Here is an 18,667-nt window from a genome sequence, read left to right on the forward strand (position 1 = left end):
ATGGCGAAGGAAATCCTCTGCGGCTTTGGGATAGACGTTGACGCGGTTGCCGGTTGGCTCGGCTCGTATGGCGGCGAGGACAGCCCCGACGACATAAGCCGCGGGTTGTTTGCCGGCGAAGTCGGCAGCCCACGCCTGCTCAAGATGTTCGAGCGCTTCGGCATCAAGACTACCTGGTTCATTCCGGGCCATTCGATCGAAACCTTTCCGGCGCAGATGCAGGCTGTGGCCGATGCTGGCCACGAGATCGGCATTCACGGCTACAGCCACGAGAATCCGATCGCGATGACGCGCGAGCAGGAGGAGGTGATCCTCGATAAATGCATCGGTCTTGTCACCAAACTCGCCGGTAAGGCTCCGACGGGATACGTGGCGCCTTGGTGGGAGTTCAGCCCGGTGACGAACGAGTTGCTCGTCGAGCGCGGCATCAAATACGACCACAGCCTGATGCACAATGATTTCACACCTTATTACGTGCGGGTCGGTGATAGCTGGACGCGCATCGATTATTCGGCCAAGCCCGAGAGCTGGATGACGCCGCTGAAGCGCGGGACGGAGACCGGGCTGATCGAGATCCCGGCCAATTGGTATCTGGATGATCTGCCGCCGATGATGTTCATAAAGAAGGCGCCGAACAGCCACGGCTTCGTCAACCCGCGCGACATCGAGCAGATGTGGCGTGACCAGTTCGACTGGGTGTACCGCGAGATGGACTACGCGGTATTCCCGATCACCATTCATCCTGATGTGTCCGGGCGGCCGCAGGTGCTGCTGATGCTTGAGCGGCTCTACGAATATATAAAAGGGCATGAGGGAGTGCGCTTCGTCACGATGAACGAGATGGCGGACGATTTCGCCGCGCGCGTTCCACGTAGGGGCTGACGCCATGTGCGGGCTCTGCGGCATCGTGGGGAACGCGCCGCACTGGACGGATGGTGTGCCCGCGCCATCCGCGCCCGACATGCCGGCCCGGCGGCGTGAACGACAGGCGCGGGTGCGCGGTCTCAATCGTGTGCTGGCGCCCTTCGGGCTGACCGCCTCCGACTGGCAGGCCCACGCCTACGTCATCGCCACCCGAACCGGACGGCAAGAGATTGTCGACAACACAGCCCACATCTGGCAGGCGGCGGCCCGGTTGCGCGGGCAAGCTTGCGACCCGCTCGACCCTGGGCTCATAGCGCGCCTCGAAAGCGAAGCGCGCTCATGATGCCTCTGCACCTGCTCAGCGGGTTTCTCGGCAGCGGGAAAACCACGCTGTTGCGGCGGATGCTCGACACGCCGGCTCTCGGTGACAGCGCGGTGCTGGTCAATGAGCTTGGCGAGATCGGGCTCGACCATCATCTCCTGCGGCACATCGACGGCGAGACGGTGCTTATGCGGTCGGGTTGCATCTGCTGCACGGTGCGGGATGACCTCGGTGCAGCACTCAAGGATCTTCTGAGCCGCCGGGCGCGAGGCGAGATCCCTGTCTTCGAGCGCGTTGTCGTCGAAAGCACGGGGCTCGCCGATCCGGTGCCGATCCTGTCCACAATCGCGACAGACCCCGTGTTGCGTCACCACTTTCGCATCGGCCGGGTGGTGACGACGGTCGATGCTGTCAACGCTGTTCTACAGAGCCGTCAGCAACCGGAGTGGGCCAAGCAGGTCGCGGTGGCGGATGAGATTGTCATTACAAAAACAGACATCGTGAGCCCTGACGTGCTGATCGGTCCTCTTCGCGCGATCAATCCCGGCGCCGCGCTGCATTGTGCGATGGAACTCGATGTCGCGACACTTCTGACGGGGCCTGGAACGCGGGCCGACGCCATCGCATGGTCGACCCCGTCGCCGCGACTGCAATCGGCACCCGCGCATGAGGCGGGAGTGCAAAGTTTCTGCATGGTCTTTGACCGCCCGATAGATTGGGTCACGCTCGGCATCTGGCTGACAATGCTCCTTCACGCCCATGGTGAGCGCGTGCTTCGCGTGAAAGGATTGCTCGATGTGGCGGGTGCCGCCCATCCGGTCTTCATCAATGGTGTGCAGCATGTCATGCACCAGCCGCTTCATCTCGATGCCTGGCCTGATGGCGATCGCCGGTCGCGCCTCGTTTTTATCGTGCGGGACCTGTCGCGGACACTCATCGAACGATCGGCGCGCGCCTTCCTCGGCCTCACCCCCGGCTACGCCTGACGGAGACTGATCATGGCTTCAATACTCAACTGCGATATGGGCGAGTCTTTCAGCCTGTATAAACTTGGCGATGATGCCGCGCTTATGCCGTTGATCGATGTGGCCAATGTCGCCTGCGGCTTCCACGCATCGGACTTCAATCATATGCGTTCCACCGTCAGGCTGGCGAAGCAGCATGGCGTGGCCGTTGGCGCGCATCCCTCGCTTCCCGATCGCCAGGGTTTTGGGCGGCGTGAGATGGCGATGAAGCGTGATGAACTCGCGAATTGCCTCATCTATCAGGTCGGTGCGCTTAAAGGGTTTCTCGAGGCCGAGGGCATGGTGCTCAACCACATCAAGCCGCACGGTTCCTTGTTCGGCATGGCCGGCCGGCTGGAGCACATCGCCGAGGCCGTTTGCGATGTCGCCGACATCTTCAAGGTCCCGGTCTTCGGTATGCTCGGCACGCTGCACGAGACCATCTACCCCGCCCGCGGCATTCCCTTCCTTGCCGAATACTACGCCGACCTCGACTATGACGATGAAGGGCGGCTCATCATCACTCAAGTGCATGAGGCCGTGGACCCCGCAATCGCCGCAGAGCGCTGCGTCCGCGCGATCCGCGACGGGCTCACGCAGACCATCGGTGGCCGGGATGTGAGGGTGGGTGCCGCAACCATCTGTGTCCATTCCGACACGCCGAACGCGGTCGACATCGCGACCGCCGTGCGTGCCGCTATCAGTGGCCTCGACGCCTGATGCGCAAGCTGCTCATCGCCAACCGGGGGGAGATCGCCTGCCGTATCGCCCGCGCCGCGAAGGCGCTGGGGATTGCCACGGTCGCCGTCTACTCCGAAGCCGATTCAACGGCGCTTCACGTCACGGCCGCCGATGAGGCGGTAGCAATCGGGCCGTCTAAGCCTGCGTTGAGCTATCTCCGGGTCGATGCAATAGTTGAGGCCGCACGGCAAACAGGCGCGGATGCCGTTCATCCGGGCTACGGCTTTCTCGCCGAGAACTCCGGGTTCGCCGAGGCGGTCGAGGCGGCGGGGCTGATCTTTGTTGGGCCAACGCCCGCACAAATCGCCATGATGGGTGACAAGGCCCGTGCCAGGGAGGCCGCTGAGGCCGCCGGCGTGCCCGTGCTGCCTGCCAGCCCGCGCATCGCGCAGGGTGCCCTCAACGACCTTCAGGAAGCCGGCGAGCGCGTCGGTTTTCCGCTGCTCGTGAAGGCGGTGGCTGGAGGTGGCGGCATCGGCATGAAGCTGGTTGCCAAGTCCTCCGAGCTGCGACCGGCGGTGGAGGCGCTGCAATCCATGGCCGCCCGCGCCTTCGGCGACGGCACTGCCTATCTAGAGCGGTATGTGGCCGCCGCGCGCCATGTCGAGGTGCAGGTCTTCGGCCTCGGCGATGGCCGGGCAGCACATTTTTTCGAACGGGAATGCTCCGTCCAGCGGCGGTTCCAGAAAATCCTCGAGGAGAGCCCTTCGCCGGGCATCTCGCCCGATACACGCGCCGCCATGTGTGCAGCGGCGCAGGCCTTGACCGCCCAGATCGGCTATCGCTCCGCCGGCACAATGGAGTTCGTCGTCGATGACGAAACCGGTGCATTCTTTTTCCTGGAAATGAACACCCGGATTCAGGTCGAACATCCGGTAACGGAGATGATCACCGGCCTCGACCTTGTGCAACTGCAACTACGTCTGGCAGATGGGGAGGATGTGGCGCCCGCGCTGGAACACGTGAAGCCCCGCGGCCATGCCATCGAATGCCGGCTCTGCGCCGAGGATCCCGAGCGGATGTTCCTGCCGTCGCCGGGGAAGATCACGCGCCTCGTCTGGTCCAGTGGAAGTGGATTGCGCATCGATAGCGGTGTGCGCGAGGGCGATACCGTCACCGCCTTCTACGATTCTCTGATCGCGAAGATCATTGTTCACGCCAACGATCGCACTGCTGCAATTGCCGCTATGCGGTCGGCTCTCGCCGGCATCATCATTGACGGGATCGTCACGAACCTCGACTTCCTGCGCCGCCTGCTGGAGCACCCGGCCTTTATTGCCGGCGCAACGACGACAGGCTTCATCGACATGCACCGGGCGACGCTGTTCCCGCCCAGAACCGGAGAGACAGCCGCATGATCTACCCCGAGCCGCGATACCTGCCGGGCGGCGACCGCTACATTCTCGTCGAGTTCGGAAACGAGATGAACCTGGAACTGAACTTCATGGCCCAGGGCCTCGCTGCCGCCATCGTCGAGGCGCGAATCAAGGGCGTCATCGAAACCGCACCCTGCTTCGCATCCATGCTCGTGCACTACGAGCCGGAACTGATCGGCTTTGATGATCTCACCACCGAATTGGCCAGGCTGGTGGCGGGGCTGGGGCCGTCGGATGCCTTGGAGCTGGAAAGCCGGCTTTGGTATTTCCCGGCAGTCTACCTTGACCCTTGGACACGCGCTTGCGTGGACGACTACATCGCGAAGATCGCGCCAAAGACGCTAGACCCGGAATTGATGGTTGAACTCAACGGACTGCGCGATACGGATGAGTTCGTCCGCGTCCACTCCGGCACCGAATACTGGGTGGCGTCCCTGGGCTTCTGGCCCGGGTTGCCCTTCATGATGGCGCTCGATCCGCGCGCCCGCATGACCGCGCCCAAATACAACCCGCCGCGCACCTGGACGCCCGGTGGCGCAATCGGCCTTGGCGGAGCCTCGACCGCGATCTATCCGGAGGCGCTGCCCGGCGGCTACCAGATCTTCGCCCGCACGCCGGTGCCGATCTGGGATCGCACACAACGCTTCGCGGCGTTCGATGGCTCTATCTGCCTGTTCCGGCCGGGCGATCGCGTGCGGTTCGTGCCGTGCTCGGTGGCCGAGTTCGAGGCGATCGAGCATGAGGTCGCGGACGGGACCTATCAATACAACATGGTCGGCTACGGGAAGTTTTCCGTCGCCCTCTACAAAAGCTGGCAGGCATCGCTTGGCGCGGGGAGGGGGCCATGAGTTTCGCAGTCATCAAGCCGGGGCTGGAAACCTCGGTGCAGGATTGGCCCGGCCGCTACGGCTACTGGAACCAGGGCTTTCCACCCTCGGGGCCGATGGATAGCTGGTCCTTCCGCCTTGGCAATCTGCTCGTCGGCAATCCGGTGGGTGCGCCGGGGCTCGAATGTCAATACATGGGGCCGACCATCCGGTTCAATGAGCCTACAATCTTCGCCGTGACCGGGGCGGACATGCAGCCGACGCTCGACGGGGCACCCGTGCCGCTGTGGGAAAGCGTGACGGCGCAACCCGGGCAGGTCCTTGCACTGACCTTCGCGAAGCTTGGCACCCGCGCCTACATCGCGGTGGCGGGCGCGATCGAGGTGGAGCCGTGGCTCGGCTCCCGCGCCACCTTCCACAAGGCGGGCATCGGCGGGATGGGCGGATACGCGCTCAAGGCCGGCCAGACGGTGCCCACAGGCACGCCCGCGCCACAGGCGAATGCAGGGCGACAAGTCAAACCCGAAGCACGGCCCGCCATCGTCACGGATCGCCGCTGGGAAATTGAAGTCGTTGCCGGCCCGAACGACGACTGGATCGACGCCGCTGGACACGGACGCTTCCTCTCGACAGACTGGAAGCTTTCCGGGAAATCAGATCGCACCGGTTTTCGTCTGGATGGTCCGGAGTGGAGCTTCACCGAGAAGGCGATCAACAAGGCGCCAGAGCATGGCTCCCTGCCGTCCAACATCATCGACCAGGGGTACCCGCTGGGAGCCATCAACCTCGCGGGGCAAACGCCTATTATTTTGGTGAATGACGGCCCCTCGATGGGTGGCTTCATCAACCCCTACACCGTGCCGCAAGCGGCCTTCTGGAAGCTGGCGCAATCAAAGCCGGGCGAAACCTACCGGTTCAAGTCCATCACGGTCGACGAGGCGCAGGCAATGGCGCGCAGCCTGAGCGCGCTCTGCACCGAAAGCTCGATCATCCTTTGAGACGGAGACTCGACGAATGGCTACTGAAATCCGCACACAGACTGCCGGTAACGTTTGGAAGGTGCTTGTCCAGCCGGGTGATACCGTGGCCGAGGGCGACGTGCTCTTCATCATGGAGGTGATGAAGATGGAGGTGCCGCATACCGCTCCCGTCGCCGGCACCGTCTCCGCTGTTCATATCGCCAATGATCAGGAGGGGCTGGACGCTGACGCCCCAGGCGTGGAGCTGGAATAAACGTGAGACGCATCATCGATCTCAGCCTGCTCATCGAAGACAACATGCCGACGCACAAGTTGTTTCAGCGGCCGGTCATCACCAAGCACCTGACGCATGAGAGCTCGTTGGGTCTCGGCCTGGGCGTGCCGGGAGACGCGATGACCTTCCAAACGAACTTCATCGCGACGCTTGATCATGTCGGTACGCATGTCGACGCATTCCGCCACGTCGGCCCGAACGGCGCCAGCATCGACGAAATGCCGCTTGATCTGTTCATGGGCAACGCGGTGTGCTTCGATCTCCGGCATATCCCGGACCTCGGCGACATCACAGAGGCTGAGATGGAGACCGCGGAGGCGGCGTCGGGGGTGGCGGTCGATGGCCACATCGTGTTGCTGTGCACCGGCTTTCACGCGCGCACCTATCCGGGGCTGGACTCCGTCTGGAGAAATCCGCAGCTGACGGTGGAGGCAACGCGCTGGCTGTACGCACGGGGCTCGCGCATGCATGGTGTCGAAGGGCCATCAACCGACCGCCCAAGCGACAACCTGTTTCCTCAGCATCGGCTTTGCCGTGAACTCGGCATTAGCCATTGGGAGTGGCTGGTCAACCTGGAGCAGCTCGCCGGGATCGGCGAGTTCCAATTCTTCGGTGTGCCGTTGCGGATTGCCGGTGGTTCCGGTTCGCCCGTCCGGGCTTTCGCAATCGTGGATCGTGATGGGTAACGAATCTCCAGACTCTTTTTCCGAAAAAGAACTTCTCGCTCTTGGCTTGCGACGATCGTTCCCATGACGCGGCCGGTGTTGCGGGTGCTCGGGACGGCGGTCACGCTAAACGAGACCATCCGCGCGCGGGCTGAGGCCGATCTGGGCATCGACATTGAATTCACCATCCTGGATGGCGTCGCCGCACAACAGACGGCGGTGCGAAGTCCCGGCAGTTTTGATATCTACGATCATTGGTTTCACAGTCTTGACGTGGTGTGGTGGGCGGGCGTGCTGCAGCCCTTGAACACGCGGCGTATCTACGACTGGGACCAGATCATCCATCGGGACCAGGCCCTGCGTATGACCGGACGGGCTGACCGCTCCGAAACCATGCCACTGTCGCGGCTCTACGTATCGCCGGACCGTCACCTGGGCATTCATCGTACTGAAGCGGTCACGGCGCTACCAGGCGTGTACAACGTCGATGCCTTCGGCTATCTCCCTGCCGCGATAGACGAGTTGATGAACGGAGAACCGGAAAGCTGGGGTTGGCTGCTCGACCCGCGCCTGGCTGGGAAGGTGGCACTTGTCGCTGATCCCACAATCGGGGCGACGGAAGCGGCGCTCGCGTTGAGCGCGCGGGGATTGGCGCAGTTCGAGGATCCGGCCGATCTCTCAATCAACGAGATCGACACGATGGTGCGCATCCTCATCCAGCGGAAAAAGGCCGGACACTTTCACACGCTGTGGCAATCCGTATCCGATGTCGTGCCGCTTATGCAGGCTGGAACCGTCGTGTTGGGCAGTCTATGGGCGTCGGCCCTTTCCTCGCTCTGGTCGCGGGGCGTCGATGTGCGTAATGCCGTGCCGGCAGAGGGCTACCGCGGCTGGCACGGCTGCATGGGCCTCTCGGTACGTGCCGAGGGTCGCGCCCTCGATGCAGCGTACGATTATCTAAATTGGTGGCTGTCAGGCTGGGCTGGCGCGCAGATGACACGCTACGGGCTGTATGTGTCGGCATCGGACAATGTGCGGCCGCATCTCTCGGAGGCCGAGTGGAGTTTCTGGTATGAGGGCAAACCCGCATCCGTTGCATTGCCGGGTCCGGACGGATCCCTTGTGATCGCGAAGGGCGCCGCGCGCAGCGGCGGATCCGTTCTGGACCGGATTTCCGCCATTGCGCTCTGGAACACGACGATGCGTGAGCATAACTATCTCGTCAGGCGCTGGAACCAGTTTCTGGAGAGCTGAGCTGGTTCGCTGCTCGGCACCGGCGATGATGACTGCCTCAGGGATCGTTTTGCACCAGATCGCTGCCTGGAAAGAACCATGGGCAGTTATGAGGCAAAACCGTCCTGAAAAGCGTTCGATTTGCGCAGATGAAGCCGGATCAGAATGAGCACGCGCGTGTGGCCTGCTTGATTAGTGTTGGCATGACGCTTGCGTAGCGTAGGCTGAGCGACCGGCTGTTGTGGTCGGTTCGCAATCCGCTCCCGCATCTGCGCAATTATCCAGGAAGTACAGCATGAACGGATCAACCGGCAGCCGCCGCTCGTTTTTGAAGATGGGGGCCGCCGTGGGCGGCGCCGCCCTGGCGACGCCCTTTATCGCCCGCCACGGTCTTGCCGCCGAGCCCATCAAGGTCGGCTGCCTGCTCGACGAGTCCGGGGCGCTCGGCCTTAACGGCCAGCCCATGCTGCAGGCCTCGCAGTATGCGGTGAAGGTGATCAACGATGCAGGCGGGTTGCTCGGCCGACCGCTCCAGTTGATCAGCTACGATACGCAATCCAGCATGCAGCTCTACACCCAGTATGCCCAGCAGTTGGCGTTGAAGGATCAGGTCGCGGTCGTGCAGGGCGGCATCACCTCCGCCTCGCGCGAGGCGATCCGCCCGGTCTTCGACCGTTTCAAGACGCTCTATTTCTATAACACGCAATATGAGGGCGGCGTCTGCGACCGCGACATTTTCTGCACGGGGACGACACCCGCGCAGACGGTCAGCCATCTCGTGCCCTACACCATCCAGAACTGGGGCAAGAAGGCATACATCATCGCCGCCGACTACAATTACGGCCAGATCACCTCAAAGTGGATGACGAAATATACCCGCGAGGCCGGCGGAACCGTCGCGGAAATCGACTTCTTTCCGCTCGACGTGACCGACTTCTCCGCCGCCATCAGCAAGATCCAACAGGCGGGCCCGGCCGTCGTGCTTTCGGCGCTGGTCGCGCCAACCACCTCGGCTTCTACCGGCAGTGGGCCGCGGCAGGCATGAAGGGCAAGATCCCCATCGCCTCGACGACTTTCGGCCTGTCGAACGAGCTGAATTCGATGGACCCCTCAATCACGGATGGCATCGTCACCGCCTTCGGCTGGTATCCGACCGTGAACACGCCGAGCACGACAGCGTTTCTGGCCGGCATGACGAAGATGTTCGGCCCCAACCTGCCGATGCTCAGCGAGCTGGATTCCGCCACCTACGAAGGCATGATGTTCTGGGCTGCGGGCGTGAAGAAGGCGGGAACGATCGCGCGTCTGCCGGTGATCAAGGCGCTGGAGAGCGGCATCACGATAACCGGCCCGTCGGGCACGGCGACGATGGATCCCGCAACCCATCACGTCATCCACAACGCCTACCTCGCCAAAGCCAACGCGCGGAAGTGGGACATCATCCAGACCTTCCCGGCATCGCCACCGGCGGATACCGCCGCCGTGTGCAACCTGCTGAAGAACCCGCGCACCGACAAACAGTTCATCGTCGAGGTGAAGAGCTAGGCAGCGCGGCGCTTCGCGCTCGACTTTTGGGGACGTAGTGGCATGGACCTGACAGGCCTTCTTGGTTTCAACGTGCTGGTGGGGATCGGAACGCTTGCCTTGATCACGGTGGGACTCGGCGTGATCTACGGCATGATGAAGATCATCAACCTGGCGCATGGTGAATTCATGATGCTGGGGGCCTACGCCACCTACGTCGCCACCACCCACGGCATCGATATCTGGATCGCAATGCTTGTGATCTCGCCGCTCTTCGTCGGGCTCGTCGGGCTCGTCGTGGAGCGGACGCTCATCCGCTTCCTCTATGGCCGCATGATCGACACCATGCTCGCCACCTGGGGCCTCAGCCTCGGGTTGATCGGTCTCATGACGAGCATCTTCGGCAACGACCCGCGTGGTGTCTCGACACCGCTCCACAGCTTCGCGATCGGCCGGTACGATGCGAGCCTCTACGGAATCGTCATCATCCTGGCTGCCTGCGCCTCACTGGCCGGACTGTTCGCAATGCTGCGCATGACGCGCTTCGGCCTCATCGTGCGGGCCACGATGCAGAACCCGAACATGGCGGCGGCCCTGGGTGTCGCGCCGCCGCGCATCTACATGGCGACCTTCGCCCTCGGGGCCGCTTTCGCCGGCCTCGCGGGCGGTGTGCTGGCGCCCATCTCTGGCGTCTCGCCCGTGATGGGTGCGGCCTTTATCGCCAAGGCCTTCATCACGGTTCTCGGCGGCGGCGCGGCCATCGTCACCGGCACGACGCTCGCCTCGATCATCTTTGGCTTCATCAACGAGATCGTGTCGTTCAAGACAACGCCGGTCATCGGCGAGGTGGCGCTGCTGCTGGCCGCCGTCGTCATGATCCGCATCCTGCCGCAAGGCATCACCGGCCGCTTCCTGCGGCGCAGCCTGTGAGTGGCGCCATGAAAACGCTCAAGATCGCCCGGCCGCGACCTGCCGGCGGCGCCGTGGGTTTTGTCACGGTCGTCATACTCGGCATCGCGCTGCTGCTGGGGTTGCCTTATGTCTTCAGCACCTTCGGCCTGCTGCAGATGACGGTCTTCGCGGCGATGGCGATCTTCGCCCTCAGCCAAGGCTTCATCTGGGGCTTCGGCGGTATCCTCTGTTTCGGCCAATCGGCGTTTCTGGGGCTCGGCGGCTACGCCTACGCAGTCGCGGCGCTCAACATGACCGACACAACCGGCGCCGTCGCCCTCGCGATCCTCGTGCCGATGGTCTTCGCCGCGGGACTTGGCTACTTCATGTTCTATGGCCGGATCAGCGACGCCTATATCGGCGTCATCACGCTGACGGTCACCATCATCCTGTTCAACCTCATCAACTCGACCTCCGGCGACATCTACCATATCGGTGCGGCCCCGCTCGGCGGGTTCAACGGAATCCCCTCTGTGCCGCCGATCAACATCCCCGGTGATCCGAACGATCAGCTCGACCCGACCGGCCTCTGGTACGCCGCGATGGGCGCGCTCATCCTCTGCTACGTGCTGCTGAAATGGGTGCTCAACACGCGATTCGGGCGCGTCGTCGTCGCCATCCGCGAGAACGAGACTCGATCCCAGCTGCTCGGCTATGACCCAAGGCTGTACAAGCTGCTGACCTTCGTCATCGGCGCCGGCATCGCCGGGCTTGCCGGTTGCCTCTACACCAACTGGGGCGCCTTCATCAGCCCGACCGTGTTCAACCTCACGATGTCGGCGCAAGTCATCATCTACGTTCTGGTCGGCGGCCTCGGGACGCTGATCGGGCCGATCCTTGGCGCAGTCGGCATCCAATACCTCATCGTGCTGGCCGGCGGGCAGCACATCATCGACCCGAACCTGCTGCTCGGCGTCGTGCTCGTCGCCTTCGTCCTGCTGGTGCCGCAGGGCGTCGTGCCGGTGATCCGCTCAGGGCTCGCCCGTCGTTTGGGCTTCCGGCGCACTCCCGCGGCTGCTCTCGCAACGGCGGACGCGCTGCCGCATTCCAGCGCCCAGCAGGAGCCCGGTCAATGAGCGTGCCTTTGCTGGAAGCACAGGGCGTGACGATGCGCTTCGGCGGCGTGAGCGCGGTGGCCGACGTCAACTTCGTCCTGGGCGAGGTGGAACTACGTTGCCTCATCGGCCCCAACGGCGCAGGCAAGAGCACCTTCTTCAAAATCCTCACTGGCCAACTCAGGCCGACCGAGGGCGTGATCCGGTTCCGAGGACAGGACATCACCGGCGCGCATCCGCATGTGATCGCGCGGCTCGGCGTCGGCATCAAGACGCAGGTGCCGAACGTTTTCAACGGCCTCACCGTGCGCGAAGGAATCGGCATCGCCGCCGGCCGCCGGAAGTCGATGAAGCGCGCGCGGCAGATCGTCGAGGAGACGATGGAACTGCTGCAGCTTACGCCGATCGCGGACATGCTGGTCGGCCAACTCGCCCATGGCCAGCGGCAATGGGTGGAGATCGCAACGGTGCTGGCGCAGGAGCCCGACCTCATCCTGCTCGATGAACCGGCTGCCGGCATGACGCATGAGGAGGTGCTGCGAACTTCGGAACTCATCCGGATGATCAATCAGAAGCAGGCGCTGGTGGTCGTGGAACACGACATGCAGTTCATCCGCATGATCGCCAAGACCGTGACCGTCTTCAACCGGGGGCGCATCCTCATCGAGAACACCGTCGATGCCGTGCTCGCCGATCCCGAAGTGCGCGACGTCTACCTCGGAAAGCAAACCCACTGATGCTGAACGTCACCGATCTTCGCTCCGGCTATGGCCGCATTCCCATCCTCGCGGGCATTACGCTCTCAGTGAGCGCGGGCGAGTTTGTCGGCATTCTCGGCCATAACGGCATGGGCAAGTCCACGCTGCTGCGCACGCTCATGGGTTATCTCCCGATGACCGGTGGCGAGATCACCTTCGAGGGGACGAACCTGCGCGGCCTGTCGCCCACGGCGCGGGCACGCCTCGGCATCGGCTACGTGCCGCAGGGGCGCGAGATCTTTCCGAGCCTCAGCGTCTACGAGAACCTGCGCATGGGTTGCCTCATGGCAAAGGAGGACGAGACAAAGACGATCAAGTCGATCCTGGCGGATTTTCCGCGGCTGGAGAGGCTGCTCGATCGTCCGGGCGGGGCGCTGTCCGGCGGTGAACAGCAATTGCTGGCGCTCGCGCGCTGCCTGTGCGGCGGGCCCAAGTTCATCCTGCTTGACGAGCCAACGGAAGGAATTCAGCCCTCCATCATCGAGGAGATGATCGAGACCTTGCAGAAACTCGGGCAGCAGCGCTCGCTGACGATCCTGCTGGTGGAGCAGAACCTGAACTTCATCACGTCGCTGTCGCAGCGTGTGCTCATCCTGCAGAAGGGCATGATCATCCGCGAGGTGCCACCCAACGTCGCCAAAGATCGCGCGATGATGGAGGAATACGTCGGCATGGTCTGAGAGACTGCATTCACCCCCTAAGGGGTGGAAGCTTCTCTAACTGGCGCCCGGCCAGGGTCGGGCGGGAAGCGCTGTTCTTTTTTGAGAAAAAGAACCAGAAAAATTTTCATTCCTAGTCGCTGATGGCGTCAGGCGAGAGCACCATGCAGGGCGAGCGTCCCCGGATGTCTTCGCAAGCATTCACGGCCGCCGACTCCGACAGGCCGCTCAGCCGGGCGCGATAGAGCAGCCGCTGCGAGACATGCACCGGCATCACGATGGTCCGGGCCGAGGCCAACTCGTAGTGCTCATGACGCCGCGCGGACTCCACCGCAGCGCGCGCATCGCCCGCGTTGCCATAGGCACCGACCTGGATCGCCCAGCCGCCGATATGGGAGGTTGAGTAGAGCGGCATCGTCTCGGCTTCAGCCGGAGAGATGAAATGCAGGCCACCGCGCGCGCGAGGATGATAGCTCGACTGCGGCGCGTCCGCCTCCATCGCGAGGTTTTCCATGCCTCCAGGGCCAACGGTTGGCGCAGGACCGTAATTGCGTCGCGTCTCCTGTGGCGAATAGGACGCGACGACGGCGGGCGCCGCCGGCGGAGGAGGCGGCAGATAATTCTGCGCCAGATGCGCGCCCGCGGGCACCGGCGCCGCATGCGAGTAGCTCGGCTGATATGAGGGCGCGACCTGGAAGACCGGACGAGCCGCTGGAAGCGTGACCGCAGGCGTAGGGGCGGCCGGTGTCGCTGGCGTCTGCTCGATCACCGCTGGCTGGTATGCAGCCTGCTGCTGAACAGGCGCCTGGTTGCTGTCGCCAGCGTTGGCTGCGGCCTCCTCCTGCTCTACTTGGGCGGGCGTCGGCCGCGGATCATCCGTCGCGGCCATCAGATCGGCCGGGACCGCGCCACCGCCATCTGCCACCAGTTGCGCGCTGTGGACCGCGACCTGCTGGGTGTTCAGGGCGTCGGCGCCCGAGTCGCCCGGATCAGTGGCCGTGCCAGCCGGCGCGAGGTTCGCGGCCTCGTTCATGGCGACCACGGCGGCCGCACCGCCACCATGCGCGTCACCGCCCGAGACAAGCCCACCGCCGGTTTCGGCCAGGCTGCCGTCGGAACTGCCGCTGGAAACCAGACCGCCGCCGGTTTCCGCGAGGCTTGCGCTGGCGCCGCCGTTGTAAGGGCGGCTGCTCGGCGCGCTCATGCTGTTCATCGCAAACTGGTCAGCGGGCGAACGTCCCTGCGGCATGTCACCCTGGATATAGGGCTGGATCATCGCGACGTAGTGCGTTGTCTCGTCGGGCAGGGGCCGGCCATCGGTGAGATATTCGTTCAGGCGCTGCGGTCCCGCATTGTAGGCGGCAAGAAACCCCGGCGATCCGAAGAGATCGTACATCTCCCGCAGATAAGCCGCGCCTGCCATGATGTTGTCGTGCGGGCTATAGGGATCGTCGCCCAGCCCGTATTCGCCCTCAAGCTCCTGATAGGTTTGGGGCATGAGCTGCATGAGCCCCATCGCGCCGACGGGGGAGGTTACCAGCTGACCGTTAATATAGAGCTGCCCGCCCGACTCGGTGTGCATTACGTTGCGAATCCAACTCTGCGGCACGTCGAACCGCTGCGAGGCCTCGACGACGTAGGGGCCCCACGGATCATCGGGCGGTCCCGGCGGCCGGTAGTCGCCGCTGGCGTTGTCCTTATACTCCATGGCCTGTTGAGTGGCCGAGAGGCGCGGCGTGTGCGCGGAACAGGCGGCGAGCAGGCCGATCAAGGCAAGACTTGCGGCGAGGCGAAGGCTGCGTATGCCAGGCGCGGCAAGGGAGCGAGCCGTCACGATTGGGGGAGCATGTCGCGGCATCAGAGCAGCCTCCGTCGTGGCGCGGCCTAATCGGCCGTTGAGTCACGACGGCGGACACCGTCGCTTCCAGCCACTGCTTCACTTAGGTAAGCAGCAATGGTCCGTAATGCCTTAAAGGATGACGAACTTTCGTGCAATATGAACCGGTGGAAGCGGAGCCGACCATGTCTGAATTCTTGCGCGGCGCTCAGAAATATCGCGAGAGCGTGTTGAGCGGACGGAGGATCACGTTGCCGCGTGCCCAACCTGGCTGTGCAGCGGCACTCCTCGCGGCGAGCTTGCTGACGGGTTGCGCACCCATAAGACCGCCGGTCGTCATGCAGCAGAGCGCGGTGGCGCCAGCCGGGCCCGCCTATGCCACCGTCGTTGCGGTGCGGGACATACCCGCCTCCGGGGCAGGGGGAAACAACCCGAGGTCCGCCGTTCTCACCGCAATGGGCCTCGCTCAAACTGCCGAGCAAGGCGCGTCTTCCGAGATCGTCGTGCGCACAGAGGATGGAGCGGCGCTATCGGTGGTAGAGCCTGATGCCGCTAATCCGGCAGCGAACCTCAAGGTCGGCGCGAAGGTCATGGTCGTGCGGGTCGGCCTGCTTCGGCTCGTTCCGGCCCCACCTGAGGGATGACGGCGAGTGCCGGGTGGCAAGTGGCGGGGCATGGTCAGGCGTCTGACGGTGCAGTTGCAGAGGCGTGCCGGATCGGCTATCGGCGGCTCGGCATGAACGTCATTTCCGATCCTCAGACATTGGTCGCACCCGAAGCCGACATGGGCTTCGCGATCGACCTCCGCCACGGTCTCGGCTTAGGCGCCCGGAACGGCATGGCTGTACAGGACATCGTTCGCGGGATGAGCCTGTGGCGGCTGGCGCTCACGCTCAGCTGGCTCGATATTCGCCTGCGCTACCGCGGCTCGGTGCTCGGCCCGCTTTGGCTGACCCTGTCGACTGCGGTCATGGTTGCGTCGCTGGGGTTTCTCTACGCCTACCTGTTCCATACCCCGATCCGTAACTACTTGCCGTTCCTCGCGCTCTCGCTCACGCTCTGGGGCTTCCTGGCGGCTCTCATAAGTGATGGATGCACGGCCTTCACAGGAGCCGAGGGCATGATCCGCTCGATGCGGATCCCATTCTCGCTCTATATCTATCAGCTGCTCGCGAGGAACGTTCTGATCCTTGCTCACAACGTCATCGTCATCGTCGTCGTCTTCCTCGCCTTCCAGGTTCCGGTCACGCCTGCTGTTTTTGCCGCGATTCCGGCTTTCCTGCTCTGGCTGGTCGACGGCGCGGCGATTGCCCTGGTTCTAGGCGCGTTGTGTGCCCGGTTTCGCGATATCCCGCCGATCGTGGCGAGCGTCGTTCAGATTGCATTCTACATCAGCGGCGTGATGTACCGGCCGGAGATGCTTGGGCATCGCGGCTCGTTCCTGCTCTACGACCCTTTCTATACAGTGTTGGAAGTGCTCCGGTCGCCGCTGCTGGGTGTCATTCCTTCCAGCAAGGTCTACATCAGCGCTCTTGCCTTCTCGGCTGTTCTCTGCGCCGCATCCTGGTTCATCTTCCTCCGTGTCCGCCATCGCATTGCTTTCTGGATATGAGCGGCATGTCAGCCCGGATTGAAGTCGAGGACCTTCGGATTGATTTTCCGCTCTATCACGGACAGTCGCGCAGCCTGAAGAAAAGCCTGCTCGCGCGCGCCAAAGGGCGGCTCCGGCTGCGTGAGAACGAACAGCATCGTATGGTGGTCCAGGCACTGCGGGAGATCAGTTTCTCGCTCGGGCCCGGCGAACGTCTCGGTATCGTCGGCCATAACGGCGCCGGCAAGACGACGCTGCTGCGGGCGCTGGCCGGTGTTTATGAGCCTGTATCGGGGCGTGTGCGCATTCAGGGTTCCCTGAATGCACTGCTCGACCCTGGGCAGGGGATGAACCCGGAACTGACGGGCCGCGAGAACGTCGCTCTGCGCGGTCGCTTTCATCGCATGGAGCGCGCGGGCGTGCAGGCCTTGCAGGCGGACGTCCAGACCTTCGCCGAACTTGGCGATTTCTTCGACCTCCCGGTCCGCATCTACAGCTCCGGCATGGTGGTGCGTCTGGCCTTCGCGATGGCGACGGCCATCCGGCCCCAGGTGCTGCTGATGGATGAGTGGTTTCTGGCAGGCGACGCCACTTTCCGGAACAAGGCCAAGGACCGGCTGGAGGGTATGGTGCGCGGCGCCGATATCCTCGTGCTTTCGACGCACCTGACGGAGATCGTTCGCTCCTGGTGCACGCGGGTGATCTGGCTCGAGGAGGGGCAGATCAGAGCCGATGGTCCCGTCGATGCCGTTCTGGATGCGTTCACAGGTGTCGACGCCGCACCTTCCCTGTTCCCAGAGGCCGCGCTCAGCTGAGACCCGTATCGGTGGCGCCGAGGGCGACGCAACGCCGCCTTTTTCCAACCTCGCGCCACCACGCGGTCCAGGCGACCGTTCAGGCTGGCGACCGAATATCCTCCCCAACCTCTTTCAGTTAAGCACAGCCGCATGCGCAATTTCTTGGATTTCGAGAAGCCGCTCGCCGAACTCGAGAGCAAGATCGAGGAGCTGCGTCGGATGCCGGGGCCTGAGGGGCTGAGCATCGCGGACGAAGTGGCACGCCTGTCGGAGAAGGCCGACCGGCAGCTCCGCACGCTCTATGCCAAGCTGACGCCCTGGCAGAAGGTGCAGGTGGCGCGCCACCCGGACCGGCCGCGGACGCTGTCCTACATCGCCGAACTCATCACGGACTTCACGCCGCTCGGCGGGGACCGCGCCTTCGCGGAGGATGCGGCGATCGTCGGTGGGCTTGGCCGCTTCCGGGGGCGGCCGGTGATGGTGGTCGGGACCGAGAAGGGCACCGATACCGACAGCCGCATCAAGCACAACTTCGGCAGCGCGCGGCCCGAGGGCTACCGTAAGGTGCGCCGCCTGCTGGAGCTGGCGGGCCGCTTCCACCTGCCCATTCTAAGCTTCATCGACACTTCCGGCGCCTACCCGGGCATCGACGCCGAGGCTCGGGGCCAGGCTGAGGCCATCGCGCGTGCGATAGAGGCGGGGCTTGCGGTGCCGACGCCATTCGTCGCGACCGTGATCGGCGAGGGGGGATCGGGCGGCGCCATCGCACTGGGCGCGGCCGACCGGGTGCTGATGCTGGAGCATTCGATCTACTCGGTGATCTCGCCGGAGGGCTGCGCTTCGATCTTGTGGCGGGACGCCGGATCGGCGGCGTTGGCCGCCGAGGCTCTGCGGTTGACGGCGGACGACCTCAGGCGGTTCGACCTGGTGGACGCGGTGGTGCCGGAGCCTCTGGGAGGGGCGCATCGCGCGCCGCAGGAGATGATCGCCGCGGTAGGCGACGCGATCGAGACGGTGCTGGCGCCTCTGCTGGGGCAGGCGCCCGAGGCTCTGAGAGCGCGGCGACGCGAGAAGTTTCTCGCCATGGGCCGCGAGGGATTGGGGTAAGCTTCAAGCCGTCCAGCGCGGCAAGGGATCGAACATGCGTTTGGTTGCCCTGGGTGCGGGTAAGCCATATGGTTCCGCGTGTGTTGGAGTTCCGGGATGAAG

General features: G+C 63.9%; 19 protein-coding genes and 1 pseudogene. 19 read left to right on the forward strand and 1 reads right to left on the reverse strand.

Going from position 1 to position 18,667, the window contains the following annotated elements; all coding sequences use genetic code 11:
- From ACOEQ1_RS02220 to ACOEQ1_RS02290, 15 genes and pseudogenes are all read left to right on the forward strand, one after another.
- Entirely contained in the window at positions 1-882 is an 882-nt protein-coding gene (locus ACOEQ1_RS02220; RefSeq protein WP_419757598.1) for a polysaccharide deacetylase family protein, read from the forward strand.
- A 4-nt stretch (positions 883-886) separates the two neighbouring features.
- The gene (locus ACOEQ1_RS02225; RefSeq protein WP_419757599.1) at positions 887-1,207 is read left to right on the forward strand and encodes a hypothetical protein; all 321 of its coding nucleotides are present in this window, start codon (positions 887-889) and stop codon (positions 1,205-1,207) included.
- Positions 1,204-2,172: a CobW family GTP-binding protein gene (locus ACOEQ1_RS02230; RefSeq protein WP_419757600.1), complete on the forward strand. Its 969-nt coding sequence runs from the start codon at positions 1,204-1,206 to the stop codon at positions 2,170-2,172. Before ACOEQ1_RS02225 ends, ACOEQ1_RS02230 begins: the two co-directional genes overlap by 4 nt.
- A 12-nt stretch (positions 2,173-2,184) precedes the next feature.
- Complete coding sequence (locus tag ACOEQ1_RS02235) at positions 2,185-2,910, forward strand: LamB/YcsF family protein (RefSeq protein WP_419757601.1); 726 nt, start codon at positions 2,185-2,187, stop codon at positions 2,908-2,910.
- Positions 2,910-4,289 (forward strand): acetyl-CoA carboxylase biotin carboxylase subunit, encoded by a 1,380-nt coding sequence (locus ACOEQ1_RS02240; RefSeq protein WP_419757602.1) that lies wholly within the window; start codon positions 2,910-2,912, stop codon positions 4,287-4,289. Before ACOEQ1_RS02235 ends, ACOEQ1_RS02240 begins: the two co-directional genes overlap by 1 nt.
- Positions 4,286-5,155: a 5-oxoprolinase subunit B family protein gene (locus ACOEQ1_RS02245; protein WP_419757603.1), complete on the forward strand. Its 870-nt coding sequence runs from the start codon at positions 4,286-4,288 to the stop codon at positions 5,153-5,155. Before ACOEQ1_RS02240 ends, ACOEQ1_RS02245 begins: the two co-directional genes overlap by 4 nt.
- Positions 5,152-6,132 carry a biotin-dependent carboxyltransferase family protein gene (locus ACOEQ1_RS02250; RefSeq protein WP_419757604.1) on the forward strand — a complete coding sequence of 327 codons (981 nt, stop codon included), beginning with the start codon at positions 5,152-5,154 and terminating at the stop codon, positions 6,130-6,132. The genes ACOEQ1_RS02245 and ACOEQ1_RS02250 overlap by 4 nt, the downstream gene beginning before the upstream one ends.
- Before the next feature lie 16 nt (positions 6,133-6,148).
- Positions 6,149-6,367: an acetyl-CoA carboxylase biotin carboxyl carrier protein subunit gene (locus ACOEQ1_RS02255; RefSeq protein WP_419757605.1), complete on the forward strand. Its 219-nt coding sequence runs from the start codon at positions 6,149-6,151 to the stop codon at positions 6,365-6,367.
- Positions 6,368-6,369: 2 nt separating this feature from the next.
- Positions 6,370-7,074, forward strand: a complete 705-nt coding sequence (locus tag ACOEQ1_RS02260; protein ID WP_419757606.1) for a cyclase family protein — start codon at positions 6,370-6,372, stop codon at positions 7,072-7,074.
- A 63-nt stretch (positions 7,075-7,137) separates the two neighbouring features.
- A complete protein-coding gene (locus tag ACOEQ1_RS02265; protein ID WP_419757607.1) occupies positions 7,138-8,307 on the forward strand; it encodes an ABC transporter substrate-binding protein in 1,170 nt (389 codons plus the stop codon).
- Between the two features lie 313 nt (positions 8,308-8,620).
- A pseudogene (locus tag ACOEQ1_RS02270) lies at positions 8,621-9,831 on the forward strand (ABC transporter substrate-binding protein).
- A gap of 42 nt (positions 9,832-9,873) precedes the next feature.
- Positions 9,874-10,740 (forward strand): branched-chain amino acid ABC transporter permease, encoded by an 867-nt coding sequence (locus tag ACOEQ1_RS02275; protein WP_419757608.1) that lies wholly within the window; start codon positions 9,874-9,876, stop codon positions 10,738-10,740.
- Positions 10,741-10,748: 8 nt separating this feature from the next.
- Positions 10,749-11,837, forward strand: coding sequence for a branched-chain amino acid ABC transporter permease (locus ACOEQ1_RS02280; RefSeq protein WP_419757609.1), 1,089 nt, complete (start codon positions 10,749-10,751; stop codon positions 11,835-11,837).
- Complete coding sequence (locus ACOEQ1_RS02285; RefSeq protein WP_419757610.1) at positions 11,834-12,553, forward strand: ATP-binding cassette domain-containing protein; 720 nt, start codon at positions 11,834-11,836, stop codon at positions 12,551-12,553. The genes ACOEQ1_RS02280 and ACOEQ1_RS02285 overlap by 4 nt, the downstream gene beginning before the upstream one ends.
- Positions 12,553-13,254, forward strand: a complete 702-nt coding sequence (locus ACOEQ1_RS02290) for an ABC transporter ATP-binding protein (RefSeq protein WP_419757611.1) — start codon at positions 12,553-12,555, stop codon at positions 13,252-13,254. Before ACOEQ1_RS02285 ends, ACOEQ1_RS02290 begins: the two co-directional genes overlap by 1 nt.
- A 112-nt stretch (positions 13,255-13,366) precedes the next feature.
- Here the strand turns inward: ACOEQ1_RS02290 and ACOEQ1_RS02295 are convergent, their stop codons facing one another.
- A complete protein-coding gene (locus ACOEQ1_RS02295; protein ID WP_419757612.1) occupies positions 13,367-15,091 on the reverse strand; it encodes a transglycosylase SLT domain-containing protein in 1,725 nt (574 codons plus the stop codon).
- Positions 15,092-15,255: 164 nt separating this feature from the next.
- On the opposite strand from ACOEQ1_RS02295, the gene ACOEQ1_RS02300 reads away from it, so the two are divergent.
- The 4 genes from ACOEQ1_RS02300 (at position 15,256) to ACOEQ1_RS02315 (ending at position 18,565) form a co-directional block, all read left to right on the forward strand.
- Entirely contained in the window at positions 15,256-15,714 is a 459-nt protein-coding gene (locus tag ACOEQ1_RS02300; RefSeq protein ID WP_419757613.1) for a hypothetical protein, read from the forward strand.
- 92 nt (positions 15,715-15,806) lie between these two features.
- Positions 15,807-16,682: an ABC transporter permease gene (locus tag ACOEQ1_RS02305; protein WP_419757614.1), complete on the forward strand. Its 876-nt coding sequence runs from the start codon at positions 15,807-15,809 to the stop codon at positions 16,680-16,682.
- 5 nt (positions 16,683-16,687) lie between these two features.
- Entirely contained in the window at positions 16,688-17,476 is a 789-nt protein-coding gene (locus ACOEQ1_RS02310) for an ABC transporter ATP-binding protein (protein WP_419757615.1), read from the forward strand.
- Between the two features lie 132 nt (positions 17,477-17,608).
- The gene (locus ACOEQ1_RS02315) at positions 17,609-18,565 is read left to right on the forward strand and encodes an acetyl-CoA carboxylase carboxyltransferase subunit alpha (protein ID WP_419757616.1); all 957 of its coding nucleotides are present in this window, start codon (positions 17,609-17,611) and stop codon (positions 18,563-18,565) included.
- Positions 18,566-18,667 lie beyond the last annotated feature (102 nt).

This window comes from Acidisoma sp. (assembly GCF_965199065.1).
GTDB lineage: Bacteria > Pseudomonadota > Alphaproteobacteria > Acetobacterales > Acetobacteraceae > Acidisoma.